General features: G+C 63.6%; 17 protein-coding genes and 4 pseudogenes. 11 read left to right on the forward strand and 10 right to left on the reverse strand.

Translation table 11 applies throughout. The features are described from left to right. Positions 1-13 precede the first annotated feature (13 nt). Entirely contained in the window at positions 14-613 is a 600-nt protein-coding gene (locus AC0V7N_RS17250; protein WP_475459614.1) for a YdeI/OmpD-associated family protein, read from the forward strand. Here AC0V7N_RS17250 and AC0V7N_RS17255 read toward each other — a convergent pair. Then, positions 592-1,568 (reverse strand): annotated as a pseudogene (locus AC0V7N_RS17255) (LysR family transcriptional regulator). The gene AC0V7N_RS17250 and the pseudogene AC0V7N_RS17255 overlap by 22 nt on opposite strands. A 127-nt stretch (positions 1,569-1,695) precedes the next feature. Between AC0V7N_RS17255 and AC0V7N_RS17260 the strand changes: the two are divergent. The 4 genes from AC0V7N_RS17260 (at position 1,696) to AC0V7N_RS17275 (ending at position 4,579) form a co-directional block, all read left to right on the forward strand. Next, on the forward strand, positions 1,696-2,175 hold the full coding sequence (locus AC0V7N_RS17260) for a carboxymuconolactone decarboxylase family protein (RefSeq protein ID WP_475459619.1): 480 nt from the start codon (positions 1,696-1,698) through the stop codon (positions 2,173-2,175). 64 nt (positions 2,176-2,239) lie between these two features. Then, positions 2,240-2,992, forward strand: coding sequence for an SDR family oxidoreductase (locus AC0V7N_RS17265; RefSeq protein WP_475459622.1), 753 nt, complete (start codon positions 2,240-2,242; stop codon positions 2,990-2,992). Between the two features lie 60 nt (positions 2,993-3,052). Continuing rightward, positions 3,053-3,481: a cupin domain-containing protein gene (locus AC0V7N_RS17270; RefSeq protein WP_475459624.1), complete on the forward strand. Its 429-nt coding sequence runs from the start codon at positions 3,053-3,055 to the stop codon at positions 3,479-3,481. Between the two features lie 66 nt (positions 3,482-3,547). Next, positions 3,548-4,579, forward strand: a complete 1,032-nt coding sequence (locus AC0V7N_RS17275; protein ID WP_475459626.1) for a mechanosensitive ion channel family protein — start codon at positions 3,548-3,550, stop codon at positions 4,577-4,579. Here AC0V7N_RS17275 and AC0V7N_RS17280 read toward each other — a convergent pair. Further along, a complete protein-coding gene (locus tag AC0V7N_RS17280; RefSeq protein ID WP_475459628.1) occupies positions 4,562-5,050 on the reverse strand; it encodes an RrF2 family transcriptional regulator in 489 nt (162 codons plus the stop codon). The genes AC0V7N_RS17275 and AC0V7N_RS17280 overlap by 18 nt on opposite strands. Positions 5,051-5,150: 100 nt before the next feature. Continuing rightward, positions 5,151-5,780, reverse strand: coding sequence for a glutathione S-transferase family protein (locus AC0V7N_RS17285; protein ID WP_475459630.1), 630 nt, complete (start codon positions 5,778-5,780; stop codon positions 5,151-5,153). Between the two features lie 430 nt (positions 5,781-6,210). Here AC0V7N_RS17285 and AC0V7N_RS17290 point away from each other — a divergent pair, with 430 nt between their 5' ends. Both AC0V7N_RS17290 and AC0V7N_RS17295 read left to right on the forward strand, forming a co-directional pair. Beyond that, positions 6,211-6,909 (forward strand): SDR family NAD(P)-dependent oxidoreductase, encoded by a 699-nt coding sequence (locus AC0V7N_RS17290; RefSeq protein ID WP_475459633.1) that lies wholly within the window; start codon positions 6,211-6,213, stop codon positions 6,907-6,909. Positions 6,910-6,932: 23 nt separating this feature from the next. Continuing rightward, positions 6,933-7,562: an NADPH-dependent F420 reductase gene (locus AC0V7N_RS17295; protein ID WP_475459636.1), complete on the forward strand. Its 630-nt coding sequence runs from the start codon at positions 6,933-6,935 to the stop codon at positions 7,560-7,562. Positions 7,563-7,720: 158 nt separating this feature from the next. Here AC0V7N_RS17295 and AC0V7N_RS17300 read toward each other — a convergent pair whose 3' ends face one another. Continuing rightward, entirely contained in the window at positions 7,721-8,068 is a 348-nt protein-coding gene (locus AC0V7N_RS17300) for a hypothetical protein (protein ID WP_475459639.1), read from the reverse strand. A 31-nt stretch (positions 8,069-8,099) separates the two neighbouring features. Beyond that, positions 8,100-8,410 (reverse strand): annotated as a pseudogene (locus AC0V7N_RS17305) (hypothetical protein). 410 nt (positions 8,411-8,820) lie between these two features. Between AC0V7N_RS17305 and AC0V7N_RS17310 the strand changes: the two are divergent. Then, entirely contained in the window at positions 8,821-10,443 is a 1,623-nt protein-coding gene (locus AC0V7N_RS17310; RefSeq protein ID WP_475459643.1) for an ABC-F family ATP-binding cassette domain-containing protein, read from the forward strand. Between the two features lie 45 nt (positions 10,444-10,488). Here AC0V7N_RS17310 and AC0V7N_RS17315 read toward each other — a convergent pair whose 3' ends face one another. Together AC0V7N_RS17315 and AC0V7N_RS17320 are read right to left on the reverse strand one after the other, a co-directional pair. Then, positions 10,489-10,926 carry a VOC family protein gene (locus AC0V7N_RS17315; RefSeq protein WP_475459646.1) on the reverse strand — a complete coding sequence of 146 codons (438 nt, stop codon included), beginning with the start codon at positions 10,924-10,926 and terminating at the stop codon, positions 10,489-10,491. 181 nt (positions 10,927-11,107) lie between these two features. Then, positions 11,108-11,548: a lipid-binding SYLF domain-containing protein gene (locus AC0V7N_RS17320; protein WP_475459648.1), complete on the reverse strand. Its 441-nt coding sequence runs from the start codon at positions 11,546-11,548 to the stop codon at positions 11,108-11,110. 287 nt (positions 11,549-11,835) lie between these two features. Here AC0V7N_RS17320 and AC0V7N_RS17325 point away from each other — a divergent pair, with 287 nt between their 5' ends. The 3 genes and pseudogenes from AC0V7N_RS17325 to AC0V7N_RS17335 form a co-directional block, all read left to right on the forward strand. Beyond that, a complete protein-coding gene (locus AC0V7N_RS17325; RefSeq protein ID WP_475460370.1) occupies positions 11,836-12,186 on the forward strand; it encodes a hypothetical protein in 351 nt (116 codons plus the stop codon). A gap of 144 nt (positions 12,187-12,330) precedes the next feature. After that, the gene (locus AC0V7N_RS17330; protein WP_475459650.1) at positions 12,331-12,501 is read left to right on the forward strand and encodes a hypothetical protein; all 171 of its coding nucleotides are present in this window, start codon (positions 12,331-12,333) and stop codon (positions 12,499-12,501) included. 176 nt (positions 12,502-12,677) lie between these two features. After that, a pseudogene (locus AC0V7N_RS17335) lies at positions 12,678-13,486 on the forward strand (hypothetical protein); the annotation flags it as partial. A gap of 61 nt (positions 13,487-13,547) precedes the next feature. On the opposite strand, the gene AC0V7N_RS17340 reads toward AC0V7N_RS17335, so the two are convergent. The 3 genes and pseudogenes from AC0V7N_RS17340 to AC0V7N_RS17350 all read right to left on the reverse strand — a co-directional run. Further along, on the reverse strand, positions 13,548-14,189 hold the full coding sequence (locus AC0V7N_RS17340; RefSeq protein WP_475459652.1) for a glutathione S-transferase family protein: 642 nt from the start codon (positions 14,187-14,189) through the stop codon (positions 13,548-13,550). A 90-nt stretch (positions 14,190-14,279) separates the two neighbouring features. Next, complete coding sequence (locus AC0V7N_RS17345) at positions 14,280-14,987, reverse strand: hypothetical protein (RefSeq protein WP_475459655.1); 708 nt, start codon at positions 14,985-14,987, stop codon at positions 14,280-14,282. 101 nt (positions 14,988-15,088) lie between these two features. Next, positions 15,089-15,375, reverse strand: a pseudogene (locus AC0V7N_RS17350) (aromatic-ring hydroxylase C-terminal domain-containing protein); the annotation flags it as partial. Positions 15,376-15,381: the final 6 nt, after the last annotated feature.

Below are 15,381 nucleotides of genomic sequence, written 5' to 3' on the forward strand. Positions count from 1 at the left end.
GGCAGGCCCAGTGATGGCGCCGGTCAAGGTCGATCCCGACAAGGTCCGGGAATTCCCCGACGCGGCGAGTTTCTATGCCTGGCTCGGCCAACACCACGCCACGGAAACCGAAGTGTGGATCAAGGTGCACAAGGTTGGATCGGGGCTGAAGTCGATCACGCCGAAAGAAGCCGTCGACGTCGTGCTGTGCTTCGGCTGGATCGACGCGGTGCGCAAGGGGCTGGACGAGAACAGTTTTCTCCAGCGCTACACGCCGCGCGGCAAAAAGAGCATCTGGAGCAAGATCAACATCGACAATGTCGCGCGGCTTGTCGCGGAGGGCCGCATGACCGGGCAGGGGCTGAGCCAGGTCGAGGCCGCCAAGGCCGACGGACGCTGGGCGCGCGCCTATGGCAGCGGCAAGGAGATGAAAATCCCTGACGATTTGCAGGCGGCGATCGACGCCGAGCCGGCGGCCAAGGCGATGCTGGAAAAGCTCAGCGCGCAAAACCGCTTCTCGCTCGCCTTCCGCACCCACAACATGAAGACCGAGGCCGGCCGCCAAAAGAAGATCGAGACCTTCGTCGCGATGCTGAAACGCGGCGAGACGATCTATCCGCAGGGCAAGAAGTAGGACGCGTCCGGCGCCGGAGCGTGGGGCGACGCCATAGGGATGGTCGGTGAGGGCGCCGCCGACGACATCAGGATGTCGTCGCGCACGGCCTGGACAAGAAGTCGAGGACCGTTGTCACACGCGGCGGTATATTCCGGCGGGATGGATAGACGACATTGATCGGCAGGCGTGTCGGCGGAAAATCCGGCATCAGCTTGACCAGCCTGCCTGCTTCGATGTCCGACCTGGCCAGAATGTGGGAGAGCACCGCAAGCCCGGCTCCTGCCAATGCCGCGCGATGGACGGCCATTGAATTGTTGGCGACAAGGCGAGGCTCGATGCGCAGAACAATTTCATCCGCTCCGCTGGAGAACGACCATGACCGGCCGTCGCCGCCACGGCTGTAACAGATGCAGGCGTGATCCCTTATGTCTTGCGGCGTTCGTGGTGCGTCGCGTCCCTCGAGATAGTCTGGCGAGGCCACGAGAAAGGCGGTTGTCCAGCCGATCCGGCGGCACATCAGGCTGCTGTCGCCGACCGGCCCGAGCCGTACCTCGAGATCGATTGCGTTCGCGACCAGGTCCGACGGCTCGTCGCGAAGGAGCAATTCGACTTGAAGTGCCGGATGGCGCTCCAGCAGCCTTGCCAGGCGGTCGCTGATGAAGAAGCCGAGCGGCGTCGGCAGGCTGAGCCTCACCTTTCCCGATACGGCTGCCGCTTCAGCGCCGCTGGCCTGGCCGAGAGCTTCGACCGCTTCGATGACGCGCAGCGCCATCGGCAGCATCTGTTCGCCCTCCGCAGTCAGGGCGAGCGCGCTCGTCGTGCGATGCAGAAGGCGCGTCTTGAGATGCGATTCGAGCGCCGAAACCTGCCGGGATACCGCCGGCTGCGTCAGATTGAGGTCGATGGCAGCCGCCGAGAAGGATTTTGTCTGCGCCACGCGCAGGAACGTTCGCAACGCCGATACGACGTCCATCCTCGCCCTCATACTTTTCGACATAAGCCTTATGTCCGCATTCTAGGCGGGTGGCGCTTTACTGTCCAGATATTATGGATATTAAATATCCTTAAGGACACAAAATATCCTCAAAACGGGAAAAGCCATGACACAGCGCCTCAACGCCGCGCAGCAATCGCCTGAATTGTTCAAGAAGCTCATCGATCTCAGCATGGCCGAGACACATGGCGCCATCGAGGAAAAGATACGCGATCTGGTCCATATCAGGGCATCCCAGATCAATGGCTGCGCCTTCTGCCTCGACATGCATGTCAAGGAAGCCAAGATCCACGGTGAGAGCGAGCTGCGGCTCCATCATGTCGCCGTCTGGCGGGAATCGACCCTTTTCATTCCCCGTGAACGTGCCGCCCTTGCCTGGACCGAGGCCGTCACCAAACTCCCCGAAGGTGGCATTCCGGACGAGCTCTACGAGCGCGTGCGCGGACAGCTTTCGGAAAAGGAAATCTCCGACCTCACCTTCTCGGTCATGGCCATCAATGCCTGGAACCGCGTCAACGTCGCCTTCAGGACCGTACCCGGCTCCGCGGACAAGGCCTACGGTCTCGACAAGGCCGGCCTGAACTAACCCGTCGCTGAACAAACCCATCAATCGATGCGGCGCAACAGTGCGGCCGCAAACGGAGACTGTTATGAAAATCGTCATCATCGGGGGCACCGGTCTCATCGGTTCCAAGACCACCGAACGCCTGCGCAGGCAGGGCCACGAGGTGATTGCCGCCGCGCCGAATACCGGCGTCAACACCATCACCGGCGAAGGCCTGCAGGAGGCGCTCCAAGGCGCGGAGGTCGTCATCGATCTCGCCAACTCACCCTCCTTCGAGGACAAGGCGGCGATGGACTTCTTCGAGACGTCGGGCCGCAACCTGCTCGCGGCGGACAGGGCCGCCGGCGTCAAGCACCATATCGCGCTCTCGGTTGTCGGCACCGAACGCCTGCAGGACTGCGGCTATTTCCGCGCCAAGCTCGTCCAGGAAGAGCTGATCAAGGCTTCCGGCATTCCCTACACCATCGTTCATTCCACGCAGTTCATGGAATTCCTGGCCGGGATCGCCAAGTCGGGCACTGTTGGCGAGGCCGTGCATCTGTCGCCGGCCTATGTGCAGCCCATCGCATCCGACGACGTCGCCGACGTCATGGCCGGGGTCGCACTCGCCGCGCCGATCAACGGCATGATCGAGATTTCGGGTCCAGAGCGCGTGCGCATGAGCGAGCTCGTCGCCCGCTACCTCAAGGCGATCGGCGATCCTCGCGAGGTGGTGGCCGATCCGGAGGCGCTCTACTTCGGCGCGCGGCTGAACGACACTTCGCTCGTCTCCGACAACAATCCCCGCCTTGGCCGCATCACCTTCGAACAGTGGTTTCCCACCTCGGCGCGGAAGTGACTGCCAGGATGCGCCGTGGCTCAGGCGCGGCCATCGCTCAACACAAAAAGGAGTTTTCAAATGATCAAGTCAATCACTGCTGCCCTCGTCATGACGGCAGCCCTGGCCGGCCCGGCCGGAGCCACAGAGGCCCATCACGCCGGCGAGAAGGCGGCCAAGGTCACCCTCGTCTATGAGCATGAACTGCCGAATGTTCCGGGCAAAAGCATCAAGGGTATTCTGGTCGAGTACGGCCCGGGCGGCACTTCGGAGGCGCATACGCATCCAAGCTCCGCCTTCATCTACGCGACGGTTCTGGAAGGCTCCATCCGCAGCCAGGTCAATGACGGGCCGGTCAAGGTCTACAAGGCCGGCGAGAGCTTTTCGGAGATGCCGGGCGATCGCCACAGCGTGAGCGAGAACGGCAGCAAGACGAAGCCCGCGAAGCTGCTGGCGGTGTTCGTGGTCGATACCGCTCAGAAGGAACTGACCTATCCGGCCAAGAAGTAGGCGCAAAGGCCGGACGTCTTCCTGGCGTCCGGCCGCGCCTGCAAGCTCAAATCCACCGGTGAGTCCATGTTCGGCGATCATCTGGCTCTGATCCTGATCAACCTTCTCGGGGCTGCTGGCATTGTCGTCTGGTGTTTCCAAGGGCGTGGGCGTCCGATGGCGCGCCTGGTCGTCCAGATCCTGTTCTTCGCCGGCATGACCGCGGTGCTCGGCCTCAGCGGTATCCTGCCGCATTGGGTGGGTGAGACAGATCTCACGGATGTCCAAGGCGCGGGCGCCTATCTGGCGAAGTCGGCGCGCATCCTCTGGTGGGTACACCTTGCCTGGACGCTTGTCGGTTTCGTGCGCCTCTACATTGTGCTGGAACACCGGCCGCGAGAGGCGCGCCTGCTCCAGGACCTGGTCGTCGCTGCCATCTATCTCGGCGTGGCGCTGTCGATAACAGGCTTCGTTTTCGGTGCTCCTATCGGAACGCTGGCGGCAACGTCGGGCGTGGTCGCGATCATTGTCGGGCTGGCGCTGCAGAACACGCTTGGTGACGTCTTCTCCGGCATCGCGCTGACGCTTGGGCAACCCTACACGCTCAGTGACTGGATCATGCTGGGCGACGGCACGGAAGGACGGGTCGTCGAGACGACCTGGCGCTCCACGCATCTGCTGACCGGCGCAAACAACATCGTCGTCCTGCCCAACAGCGTGTTGGCGAAGCTCAGCCTGACCAATCTCAGCCGTCCCGACGCGACGCAGCAGATGACCCTGACGGTGCGGATCGCGGCCACGCAGGCGCCGCACGTCATCGAAGCGGCCATGCGTACCGTTCTCGCGAGCTGCCAACGGATCATCCAGGAGCCGGCACCGCTTGTCGCGCTCAAGGAGATCGACGCGGTGGCAGTCGGGATGGACCTGCTCTTTTGCGTGGCCGGTCCGGGCGACCGGATGACGGCGAGGAATGAAGTGATCGACCTTATCCATCGCCATTGCGAGCTGAGTGGCCTTTCCCTTGCCCTGCCGCCCCAGGGTTATGCCGGCGCACTGTCCGCGATGAGAGACCTGCCGCCAGCGCCGGTCATGCGTTCGCGTTCATCCGGCGCGCTCTAGCACCCATTCGAAGCTGTCCTTCCAGAGTTCGGCGGGGATCTCCTGCGCCAGTGCCGCGGTGAGCTCGGAAAGCCTGACGGCGCGCAATTTTTCACGCCAGGCCTCGTCGGCTTCCCACATGATGCGCGCCACCGGGCAGGGCCCGCTTTCGCAATAGCCCTGCGGACGACACGGATTGTTCTCGCGGATGTTGTTGCACACAAACGTCCGCGCCTTGCCCTCCACCGCCTCCACGATGTCGAGGAAGGTCAGCTCGGCCGGTGGCCGCGCCAATCGGTAGCCACCTGACGGACCCAGCGTCGTATCGACCAGACCCGCCTGCGACAGGCTTTGCAGCGCCTTGGAAAGATATTCCTTGGGAAGGCCGTGGAATTCGGCGAGCGCTTTTGTGGAGAGATACCGCCCCTCGGGCAGGCCGGCGAGAATGGCGCAGCAGTGCAGTGCCCATTCGACTTGGCTTTTCAGGATCATCCACGGATTCCGGCCGACCGAACTCTATTAAGGATATGAAATATCCCTATTCTACCGCAGTGTAAACAGACAGGTTCCGGCGGGTGGGATGAGCCAGCTCTCAAGCGCCCGAGTGCGGATCGATGCTGTAGGGATGGACCGGATAGCCCTGGCCGATGGCGTCGCTCACGCGGCCGGTCCAGTCGCGGAATGCTGGATAGTCCGCAAGAGAAAACCCGCAATCCTCGGCGCGGTGGCTGTAGGCATAGACGGCGATGTCGGCGATGGTGAGATCGTTTCCGGTGAGGAACGGCGTCTCGCCAAGGCTGCGGTTCAGGGCGGCGAGTGTGCGGGCGCCGGCCTCGCGCTTGCCGGCAACCATGGCGTGGTTGCGCTCGAGCCGTCTGGTCAAGGTCCAGAAGCGCAGCGAGCCGATGACGGGCTCGACATTGTACTGTTCGAAGAACAGCCATTGCATGATCTTGGCGCGCCGGTAGCGGTCGGCCGGCAGGAGCGGCGTGCCTTCGGCGAGGTAGGTGAGGATCGCATTGGATTCGGCGATGGCGCTGCCGTCTTCGAGCTGGAGCACGGGAACGGCGCCGGCCGGGTTGAGTTCGTGGAACGCATCGGTATGGCTCTCGCCCTTGAAAATCGAGACGATGCGGGTCTTGTAAGGGATCTTCAGCAGGCCGAGCAGGACCCGGACTTTCCAGCCATTTTGCGATGGCAGATAATCGTGAAGCGTGAGCATGGCGGGTCCTTTGTGGTGGGTGAACGATCGCATGGCGGGATGCCTGGCGACACCCGATTCCTGCGTTGGACGCTTAGTAACGTCGAGATGCTGAGCGCGGGATTGGGGAGCGAAAGTCTGGATGCGTTGGCGCTTGGCCCCCCTCTGTCCTGCCGGACATCTCCCCCTCAAGGGGGGAGATCAGCAGGCATCCCGGCTTGCACCAATCCTCGACATCGCAGAACAGGCGAAGCGTCGAAGCTGCCAATCTCCCCCCTTGAGGGGGAGATGTCCGGCAGGACAGAGGGGGGCGCCACGGAATGCAACGTTGGAAACTAGCCCCAATCAACTCATGCATCCAATCGCACAATGACTGCGGCCTCGACCACCTAATAAATCAATGCGGCTCGTGCCATTTTTCTCTTCAAGCAATCGAGATCCGGAGCAACCCATGACCACGCACCCCAACAAAGTCGCCCTCATCACCGGCGCCAATCGCGGCATCGGGCTGGAGACCGGCCGCCAGCTGGCGAAACTCGGCTTCACCGTGCTGCTCGGCGTGCGCGACCTTGCCAAGGGCGCGGCGGCGGCGAAAGGGCTCGATGGCCATGTCGAGGCCATTGCGCTCGATGTCGCAGCGCCTGACGCCGCTGCAAGGGCAGCCGACGACGTACAGCGCCGGTTCGGCCGGCTCGACGTGCTGATCAACAATGCCGCCATCCACTACGACACCGGCTCGCGCGCCTTGCGGCCGGACTGGACCGTCATCCGCGAGGCGTTCGAGACCAATGTCTTCGGCGCCTGGCGCGCGGCGGCCGCCTTCGCGCCGCTGCTCAAGGCGGGCGGCCATGGCCGGCTGGTCAATGTCTCGTCCGAAGGCGGTTCGCTGGCCTCGATGGGGGCGGGGGCGCCGGCCTATTCGACGTCGAAGGCGACGCTCAACGCGCTGACCTGCGTGCTGGCGGCAGAACTGCGTGGCTCCGGCGTGCTGGTCAACGCCATCTGTCCGGGCTGGGTCGCCACCGACATGGGCGGACCGGGCGGACGCCCGGTGGCGCAAGGGGCCGCCGGGATCGTGTGGGCAGCGACCTTGCCGGATGATGGCCCGACCGGCGGCTTTTTTCGCGATGGCAAAAGACTGCCGTGGTGAGCGTGGTCAAACAGGAGGCGACGATGAGAATAGGAATTCTGGGCGCCGGCATGATCGGCGGCACGGTCGGGCGGTTGTGGGTGCAGGCCGGACATGACGTGAGTTTCGGTGTCAGGCATCCCGAACGGCTGCGCTCGATGCTTTCCGGACTTGGCGGCAAGGCCACGGCCGGCCTGGTCCTCGACGCCATTGCCGGCGCGGATGTCGTGCTGGCGGCCATCCCGTTTCGGGCCTGGCCCGATGTCGCGGCCGAGATCGGGGCAGCCTTGGGCGACAAGGTGCTGCTCGACGCCACGGTGCCCGACCCGCCGCGCGACGGCGCCTTCGGCGACGCAGCGCTCGCCCGCAAGGACGGCGTGGTCTTTTCCGTCACACCGCTCCTGCCGCGCGCGAAACTTGTTCGCGCCTTCAGCACGGTGATGTGGACGACGCTGCAATCGCAGGCACATCGCGCCGGCGACGGGATCGGCATCCCGCTTGCCGGCGATGACGAACAGGCTGTTGCCCTGGCGGTGCGACTGGTGAGCGATGCCGGCTTCGATCCGGTCGTGGTCGGACCGCTGTCGCAGGCCAGGCGCTTCGATCCCGGCACGGCCGTGTTCGACAGCGGCATGAGCGGACGGCAGGTTCGGACCGCGCTCGGGGTGGCTTGAGGCGGTTCACGATCTGAATCGCGGAATTGCCGTAAGTGCCTGTTTTGGCAGACGTCCAGCTAGGCCGCCTTGCCTTGATCGCACATAAGAAAAGCCGCCCTCGCTTTTTAGCGAGTGGCGGCCTTTTCCCGGGAGGAAGTCAGAAGGGAGAAACGATATCAAGCGGCCTTGGCGTGCTTGTGGCCGTGCCTCTTGTGGGTACGCTTGTGGTGGTGCTTTCGGGCGACGTGCTTGTGGCCGTGCCTCTTGCCTGCGTGGCGGTGGCCGTGCTTGCGCCCATGCCTGTGGTGCTTCTTGTGGTGCTTGTGCGCGGCCGCCTTGACCGGCGTCTTCGCCAGGTCCACGGCAGCGGGAGCCGCCGGAGCGGTCGCGGGGGCGGTCGTCGTCGCCGGAGCGGTCGTCGTCGTCGTGGTGGTCGTGGCCGCCGCATTGGCGGCGCCGACAACCGGCATTGCCAGACCGAGAGCGATGGCGAGACCAAGGGCGGAGAGGAGCGGCTTGTTCATGAGAGGCTTCCCTAGGGGTTGATGGTTGCTGTCACTGGTCGAGGTCGACCGGCGTCACGCCAAGAAGTTTCAGGGCGTTGGCGTAGGTCCGGATGCCTTGCGCCTGCTTGCGCTCGGAACAGAACCGGTTCGCCTTGTCCTGGAGTGCCGTAGCCTGCGCGAGCTGGCTCGCACTGGCACCGGGTTCGGCTTTGGTCCGGATGGCTCCGTCGAGTTGGAGACCGAGCTGGCTGCATATTCGCTCCGGGTAACCGCCGCCTCCGCACCCGACTGCGCGACCGCAAGCATGGCGAGCGAAATGCCGGTCAGGGCAGCCATCCATCCGATCGAACGTCGTTGCATTGTCGGGACCATCCCTTTGCCTTGATGTGGCGACCGCTGTCCGGTTGCTACGAGGATGGTTATCGCAGACGATCTTTTCGCCAGTTTTTCCCGGATGTTGAATCTTGTTTCTGGAGTGTGTCTGGGGGTGAAGCTGCCAATCTCCCCCCTCGTGGGGGAGATGCCCGGCAGGGCAGAGGGGGGCGCGAAGGATCGCCAACCTCGCAGGCATTGGGACAGGGTGCGAACGCTTCTGCCATATCGATGGACTGAGAGGCCGGCGGGACAGCGCCCCCCTCTGGCCTGCCGGCCATCTCCCCCACGAGGGGGGAGATCGGCTGTCTGCGGCGCTTGCGCCTCTTCCTTTGCGGCCGTCCTTCGCGTAAGGCGCCGGGCAAATCCTTTCAGCGCAGGCATAGTCCGGAAACCGCATGATCAGACTTGAAAGCATCAGCAAGCAGAACGGCCGTCAGCTTGTCTTCATCGAGGCATCGGCCTCCCTGCAGAAGGGCGAGAAGGTCGGCCTTGTCGGGCCGAACGGCGCGGGAAAGACGACGCTGTTTCGCATGATCACCAGCCAGGAGCAGCCCGACGAGGGCCAGGTGCAGGTTGATCGCGGCGTCACCATCGGTTATTTCAGCCAGGATGTCGGCGACATGGCGGGCCATAGCGCTGTCGCCGAAGTGATGAACGGCGCCGGGCCGGTCAGCGACGTCGCGGCCGAGATGGCGGAACTGGAAGCGGCGATGGCCGATCCCGACCAGGCCGACCGCATGGACGAGATCATCGAGAAATATGGCGAGGCGCAGCATCGCTTCGAGGAGCTCGACGGCTATGCGCTGGACGGGCGCGCCCGCGAGGTGCTCGACGGTCTCGGCTTTTCCCAGGAGATGATGGACGGCGACGTCGGCAAGCTGTCGGGCGGCTGGAAGATGCGCGTGGCGCTGGCCCGCATCCTTTTGATGCGGCCCGACGTCATGCTGCTCGACGAACCGTCCAACCATCTCGATCTGGAAAGCCTGATCTGGCTGGAACAGTTCCTCAAAGGCTATGACGGCGCGCTGCTGATGACCTCGCACGACCGCGAGTTCATGAACCGCATCGTCAACAAGATCGTCGAGATCGACGCCGGCTCGCTCACCGCCTATTCCGGCAATTACGAGTTCTACCAGCAGCAGCGGGCGATCGCCGACAAGCAGCAGCAGGCGCAGTTCGAGCGCCAGCAGGCGATGCTGGCCAAGGAGATCGCTTTCATCGAACGTTTCAAGGCGCGTGCTTCGCATGCCGCCCAGGTGCAGAGCCGGGTGAAGAAGCTCGACAAGATCGACCGCGTCGAGCCGCCCAAGCGCCGCCAGATCGTGAATTTCGAGTTCCAGCCGGCGCCGCGCTGCGGCGAGGATGTCGTCACCTTGAAGAACGTCCACAAGGCCTATGGCAGCCGCACCATCTATGAGGGGCTGGACTTTCAGGTCCGCCGCCGCGAGCGCTGGTGCATCATGGGCGTCAACGGCGCCGGCAAGTCGACGCTGCTCAAGCTGGTGGCCGGCGCTTCCGACCCAGACACCGGCACGGTGGCGCGGGGGCCGAGCGTCAAAATGGGCTATTTCGCCCAGCACGCCATGGAACTGCTCGAAGGCGAGCGCACCGTGTTCCAGACGCTGGAAGACAATTTCCCGCAGGCCGGCCAGGCGCCGCTTCGGGCGCTCGCCGGCTGCTTCGGCTTTTCCGGCGACGAGATCGAGAAGAAATGCCGGGTGCTGTCAGGCGGCGAGAAGGCGCGGCTGGTGATGGCGCTGATGCTGTTCGACCCGCCCAATTTGCTGGTGCTGGACGAGCCTACCAACCACCTCGACATCGCCACCAAGCAGATGCTGATCGAGGCGCTGTCGCAATATGAAGGCACCATGCTGTTCGTCTCGCACGACCGGCACTTTTTGGCAGCACTTTCGAACCGCGTGCTGGAACTGACGCCCGAAGGCATCCACACCTATGGCGGCGGCTATACGGAGTATGTCGAGCGCACCGGGCAGGAAGCGCCGGGACTGAGGAGCTGATCTAACGACGGAGACGCGTTTCCTGTCATCGTCGTCGTGTCGCGCTCAGCGCAGTTCCTGGGCAAGTCCGATGAGAAGGCCTCCAGGCCCGCGGATATAGCAGAGCCGATACACGTCCTTGTACTGGACGACTTCGCCTTCGAGCCGCGCGCCGCGATTGCGGAGCCTTTCCAGCGTGTCGTCGACGTCGTCGACAGTGAACATGACACGGAGGTAGCCCAGAGCGTTGACCGGGGCGTTGCGGTGATCCGCCACGACAGGCGGCGTGAGGAAGCGGGACAGCTCGAGCCGGCTGTGGCCGTCCGGCGTGCGCATCATGGCGATCTCGACGCGCTGATCGCCCAGTCCGGTGACACGTCCGGCCCATTCTCCTTCGATCGTCGCCCGCCCTTCGAGCTCAAGGCCGAGCTCGCGAAAGAAATCAATCGTCTTATCGAGGTCGTCGACGACGATTCCTATGTTGTCCATCCGTTTGAGCGTCATATGTCCAACCTACAAAGTGTCGTTTGGGCCGTAAACGCATAAACCTGCTAGCCAGCGCCGACAATTTCCTCGCCGCCATCAAGTTCTTATTGGATCAAAAGCCTATGGGTGGAAAAAAGGCGGTCGTCGAACTGACGCCGCCCTCTTTGGTGTCCAGCGGTCCCCGAAAGGGACGAGGCCATTACTTCAGCGAGATGGCAAAGCCGCTGAGATCGGCGTTGACCTGCAGGCCGACCTGCTTGCCGGTGAGTTCGAGCTGGGCACCCTTGTCGTTGGTCATGAGGATAACCTGGGCGCCTTTGCCGATCGTGCCACCGCCGCCCGCCGCGCCATAGACCCCCGTCACATCGCGGACGCGCCTGATATGGCGCACCGTGCCGTGGAAATAGGTCTTGGAAACGCCGAAGGCGAGGCCGCCCGAAACGGCGCCGATGGAGATTGGATACGACTTACCATGGAAGGTGAACGTGCCTTCGCCGCCGGAGCCGCCGATGAAGAAGGCCGCCTTGTAGACGGCGAAGCGGATCGTGCCGCTGTCGGCATGCGCGGCACTGGCAAAGCCAATGCCCGCGGTGGCGATGGCGGCAACCGCGATTGAACGAAATCCGGACGAGATAGTCATGATGGGAGCTCCTGAATGTCGCCGCTTTGCCGGCTTGGATGTCAGCGTCGTGTCAAAGTTACCATTGAACAGTCTCGCCCGTCATTTGGTTCCAGCACGCCGCTTGAATCGGGCTGCGAGAAGATCGCCATGAAGCGGAGCCGATGGCAAGCGCAAGGGCTGGACATCGCGTATACGTGATTGGTACGGCGGGCTCTGCCGGATTCATGGCACGGCCATTTCGTTGCGGTCGTGTGGAATTTGAGATGATGCGGTTCACGGGAAGGGGCTTGGGGATGAGAACTGCGATGCGAATTGCGATGTCCGCATTGGCCGCGACGGTGGCGGGATGCGCGACCTCTCCGGTCGACTATGGCGCGTCGCTTTCGCCGCAGGATCCGAAATGGGCATCGTCGGAATGCCAGCAGGCCCGGGCGGCGGCTTCGGATTACGCGGTTCGCGAGAAACAACATCCGGGCTGGGAATTCGCGGCACTTGGCCCGTATGGGCTAGGGATCATAGCGGCCACCAAGGAGGCCGAGCAGAAGCAGCGGAAGCTTTACGCCCGCAACGTGCACCTGCAATGCTCGAGCCTTCCACTGCCGAAGGAATTGCAGGGCGATTTGAGCCCGGCGGTCGCGAAGGCGAAATATCCGTAGCCCGTGCCGGCGCCGACATCGATCAGCACATAGATGCCGTTCCCAGCGTCGAAGCGTTGGGCGCGAGCGTTTTTGTCAGCAGCCCTTGGAACGTAAATGCGTCGGTCAAGTTCTTAGCCCAGGACAAGCAAAGGAACATTGCACATGCTGACCGCCGTTCGAGCCATGATTGGCCAAGCCCGCTTCACCACCGCCAAGAGCGAGCCTGAGGCGCAGAGCATACGGCAGATGCCGGTCTCCAGGGAAATCGAGACCTTGGCCGCGATCCGCCTGACCGACATGGCGGGCCTGGGGGCCTGGTCGCAGGACCGCTGATTGGTTTCGGCAGGCAACGGCACCGTAGCGCGCCGCCGACATTGGATCGCCAAAGCGTCTGAGCCGTTGCGGATAGCCGGCCGAACTGCGATCCTATCGTCATGGAAAAACCTGCCGCGCCATGGCCTTTGCTGCAACTCGCGATCGAGGCGAAGTCGAGAGCCGATGAGGGGAAGCTGCGTATCGTCCTGTCGAGACTAGCGGACGAGGATCCCTGCTTCCACGTCAAATGGGACGAGGAATCGGGTCAGACGATCATCGCCGCCATGGGCGAAGTTGAACTCGACACCATCATCGACCGCGTGCGCCGCGAGTTCGATCAAGGGGTGAATGTCGGCGCCCCGCAAATTGCCTATCGCGAGACGATCACCCGCAGCCATCAGCAGGACTACACCCATAAGAAGCTGTTCGCCGGCACGGGTCAGTTCGCCCGCGTCGAGATCATGTTCGAGCCGAACGCGCACAATCCGGACTTGGTGTTCGCGTCGAGGATCGCCGGCGGTGCAATCCCCAACGACTATGTGGCGGGGGTCGAAAGGGGCTGCGCAGCATCCAGTCGCAGGGGCCGTTCGCGGGCTTTCCGATGATCGGCGTCAAGGCGATGCTGGTGGACGGCGCCTGGCACGAGACCGACTCCTCGGCCCTGGCTTTCGAGGTTGCGGGCCGCGCCTGCTTTCGCGAAGCCGCGCCGCATCTCGGCGTGCAACTGCTCGAGCCGATCATGAGGGTCGAGGTGGTGACGCCTGCGGACTATGCCGGCGGCATCCTCAGCGAACTGAAGAGCCGCCACGGTCAGATCCAGGACCAGGAAAGCCGCGATGTTGCAGTCGTCATCCACGCCACGATGCAGCTCGTAAACATGTTCAAACTGGAGGAGACACTCTGGTCGCGTTCGAACGGGCAGGCGCGCTTGAGCACTTTCTATGTCCGATACGCCCCGCTATCCGACGACCGCGACCCGCCGCCCGCTGCGGCCATGGTTGCCTGATTTTCGCTAATCGCCACTGTGGTCGCGCCGAAGGGCTCAGGCTGCTGGCAGCTCGGCTTTACGATGGGCCGTTGACCGCAAATTGCGCGGCGAAAGCCCTGAAATAAGCGGGCCGCGCTTCGCCGCGCGCCACATAGGCGGCCAGGTTTTGATATTCGTCGAGAATGCCCGACATTCTCAGGCGAAGCAGCACCGATACCATCAACAGATCACCCGCGCTGAATGCACCACCGAGCCATTCTGCGGCGCCCAGATAGGCCGAGAGCTTGTCCAGCACTGCCCGAACACGGTCTTTCACCAGCGGCAGGCGCTCCTCGGCCCAGGTCCTGTCGGCTTCGAATATCCTGGCCGTCGTCAAATCGAGGACCGGCGGCTCGACGGTGTTGAGCGCGGCAAACATCCAGGTGATCGCGCGGGCGCGGGCATCGCGATCCCCAGGCAGCAGGCCCGCATGCTGCTCGGCAAGATGAAAGACGATCGAGCCGGTCTCAAACAGGCACAGAGACCCTTCCTCATAGGTGGGAATCTGGCCGAAGGGATGGATGGCCAGATGGCCAGGCGCCTTCATCCCGGCGGAGGAAACAAGACGAACTTCGTAAGGCTGCCCGACTTCTTCGAGCGCCCAGCGAACGCGCGTATCGCGCGCCAGTCCCTTGCCGCCATCGGGCGAGCGTTCAAAGGCGGTGATGGTGGGGATCATTGGAAGGCTCCGAAGGGTTGGTGTCCAGGTCTTGCGCTTGCACACAGAGGACGAACGACCGGGGCTGTTCCCGACAAGCTGCCTCGTTTTTTAGCGCAGCAGGCCTTCCGCCTCGAACGTATCCCAGCCTTCCAACTTTGGCTGCGGAGCGCCTTCCTTTCCTGAAGTCCTGGCACTGCGAGCCTTGCGCTCGCGCTTTCCCGCGCGCGTCAGTGCGGCCTTGCCGGCGCCGCGCCGCCTGTTCTCGGTGACTTCCCGCGCATCTTCCTCCCGCCAGCCTGTCGCCAGGTCGCGATCGAGAATGTCCTCGATGTGGCGTGGATCAAAGACACGGAAGGTGACTGCCTTGGACCGCCCGCACATCTTGACGGTGCGCGTGCCGATGCTCTTCAGGCGGCCATCCCTGAGCCATTTGTGACGTTCGCGGGCGGAGATGGTGAGAATGTCTTCTGCCTCGCGGGGAAGCACGGCCAGTGCTTCGATCCCCTCCAGTGTCCTGGAGATGGTTGCCGAGGCTGCCTGGAATGCATCCGCGTCGGTTTTCAACATGCGCAAGACGATGCGGCCCGTCTCGGCCTTGGCGAATTTCCTCACGACCCATGGCAGGCGGGCTCGAACTTCGCGTTCGATTCCCTTGAGGCGCATGGAGGAGCCAAGCGTTGCCGATGGCGGCAGCGGCCATTCGGCGACCACAGTGGTGCCCTTGCCGCTCTGGGATGCGCGGTCAGGGCCGGTGGCAATTGCCGCGACGATGCCACTCAGGACCTTTCGCAGGGAACCACGCTTCTTGTCTGCCATGTTTCATGTTCGCTCATCAGCTGCCTTCGTGGAACGGCAGTTCGCACTGCAGACAACCGAAATCAGGCTCAAACAGTTCCTTTAGCACGCGCAGGCAACTATTAGGGTTCGCCAAACCAACGCGCCGCGACCCGCGCAGCCTCCTGAAAGTCAGGCTCGGCATCAGCGGCCCAGGCGACAAAGCCATCCGGGCGCACGAGCACGGCGCTCAGGCCCAGCCGCTCCCTGGCGCCCGCGGCGACATAGCTGATCCGTCCATTCCAGCGGCTGGCAAGCGCCTGAAGGGCAGGGCTGATGCCGAAGTCCAGCAGCAGGCCTTGGCCGTTCCTCAGCGTTCGCCGGGCCTCATCCCGTCGGCCAGTTCGAAATCGGGCGCACTGCGGCCAACGTCCCA

This window comes from Mesorhizobium kamtschaticum (assembly GCF_056174585.1).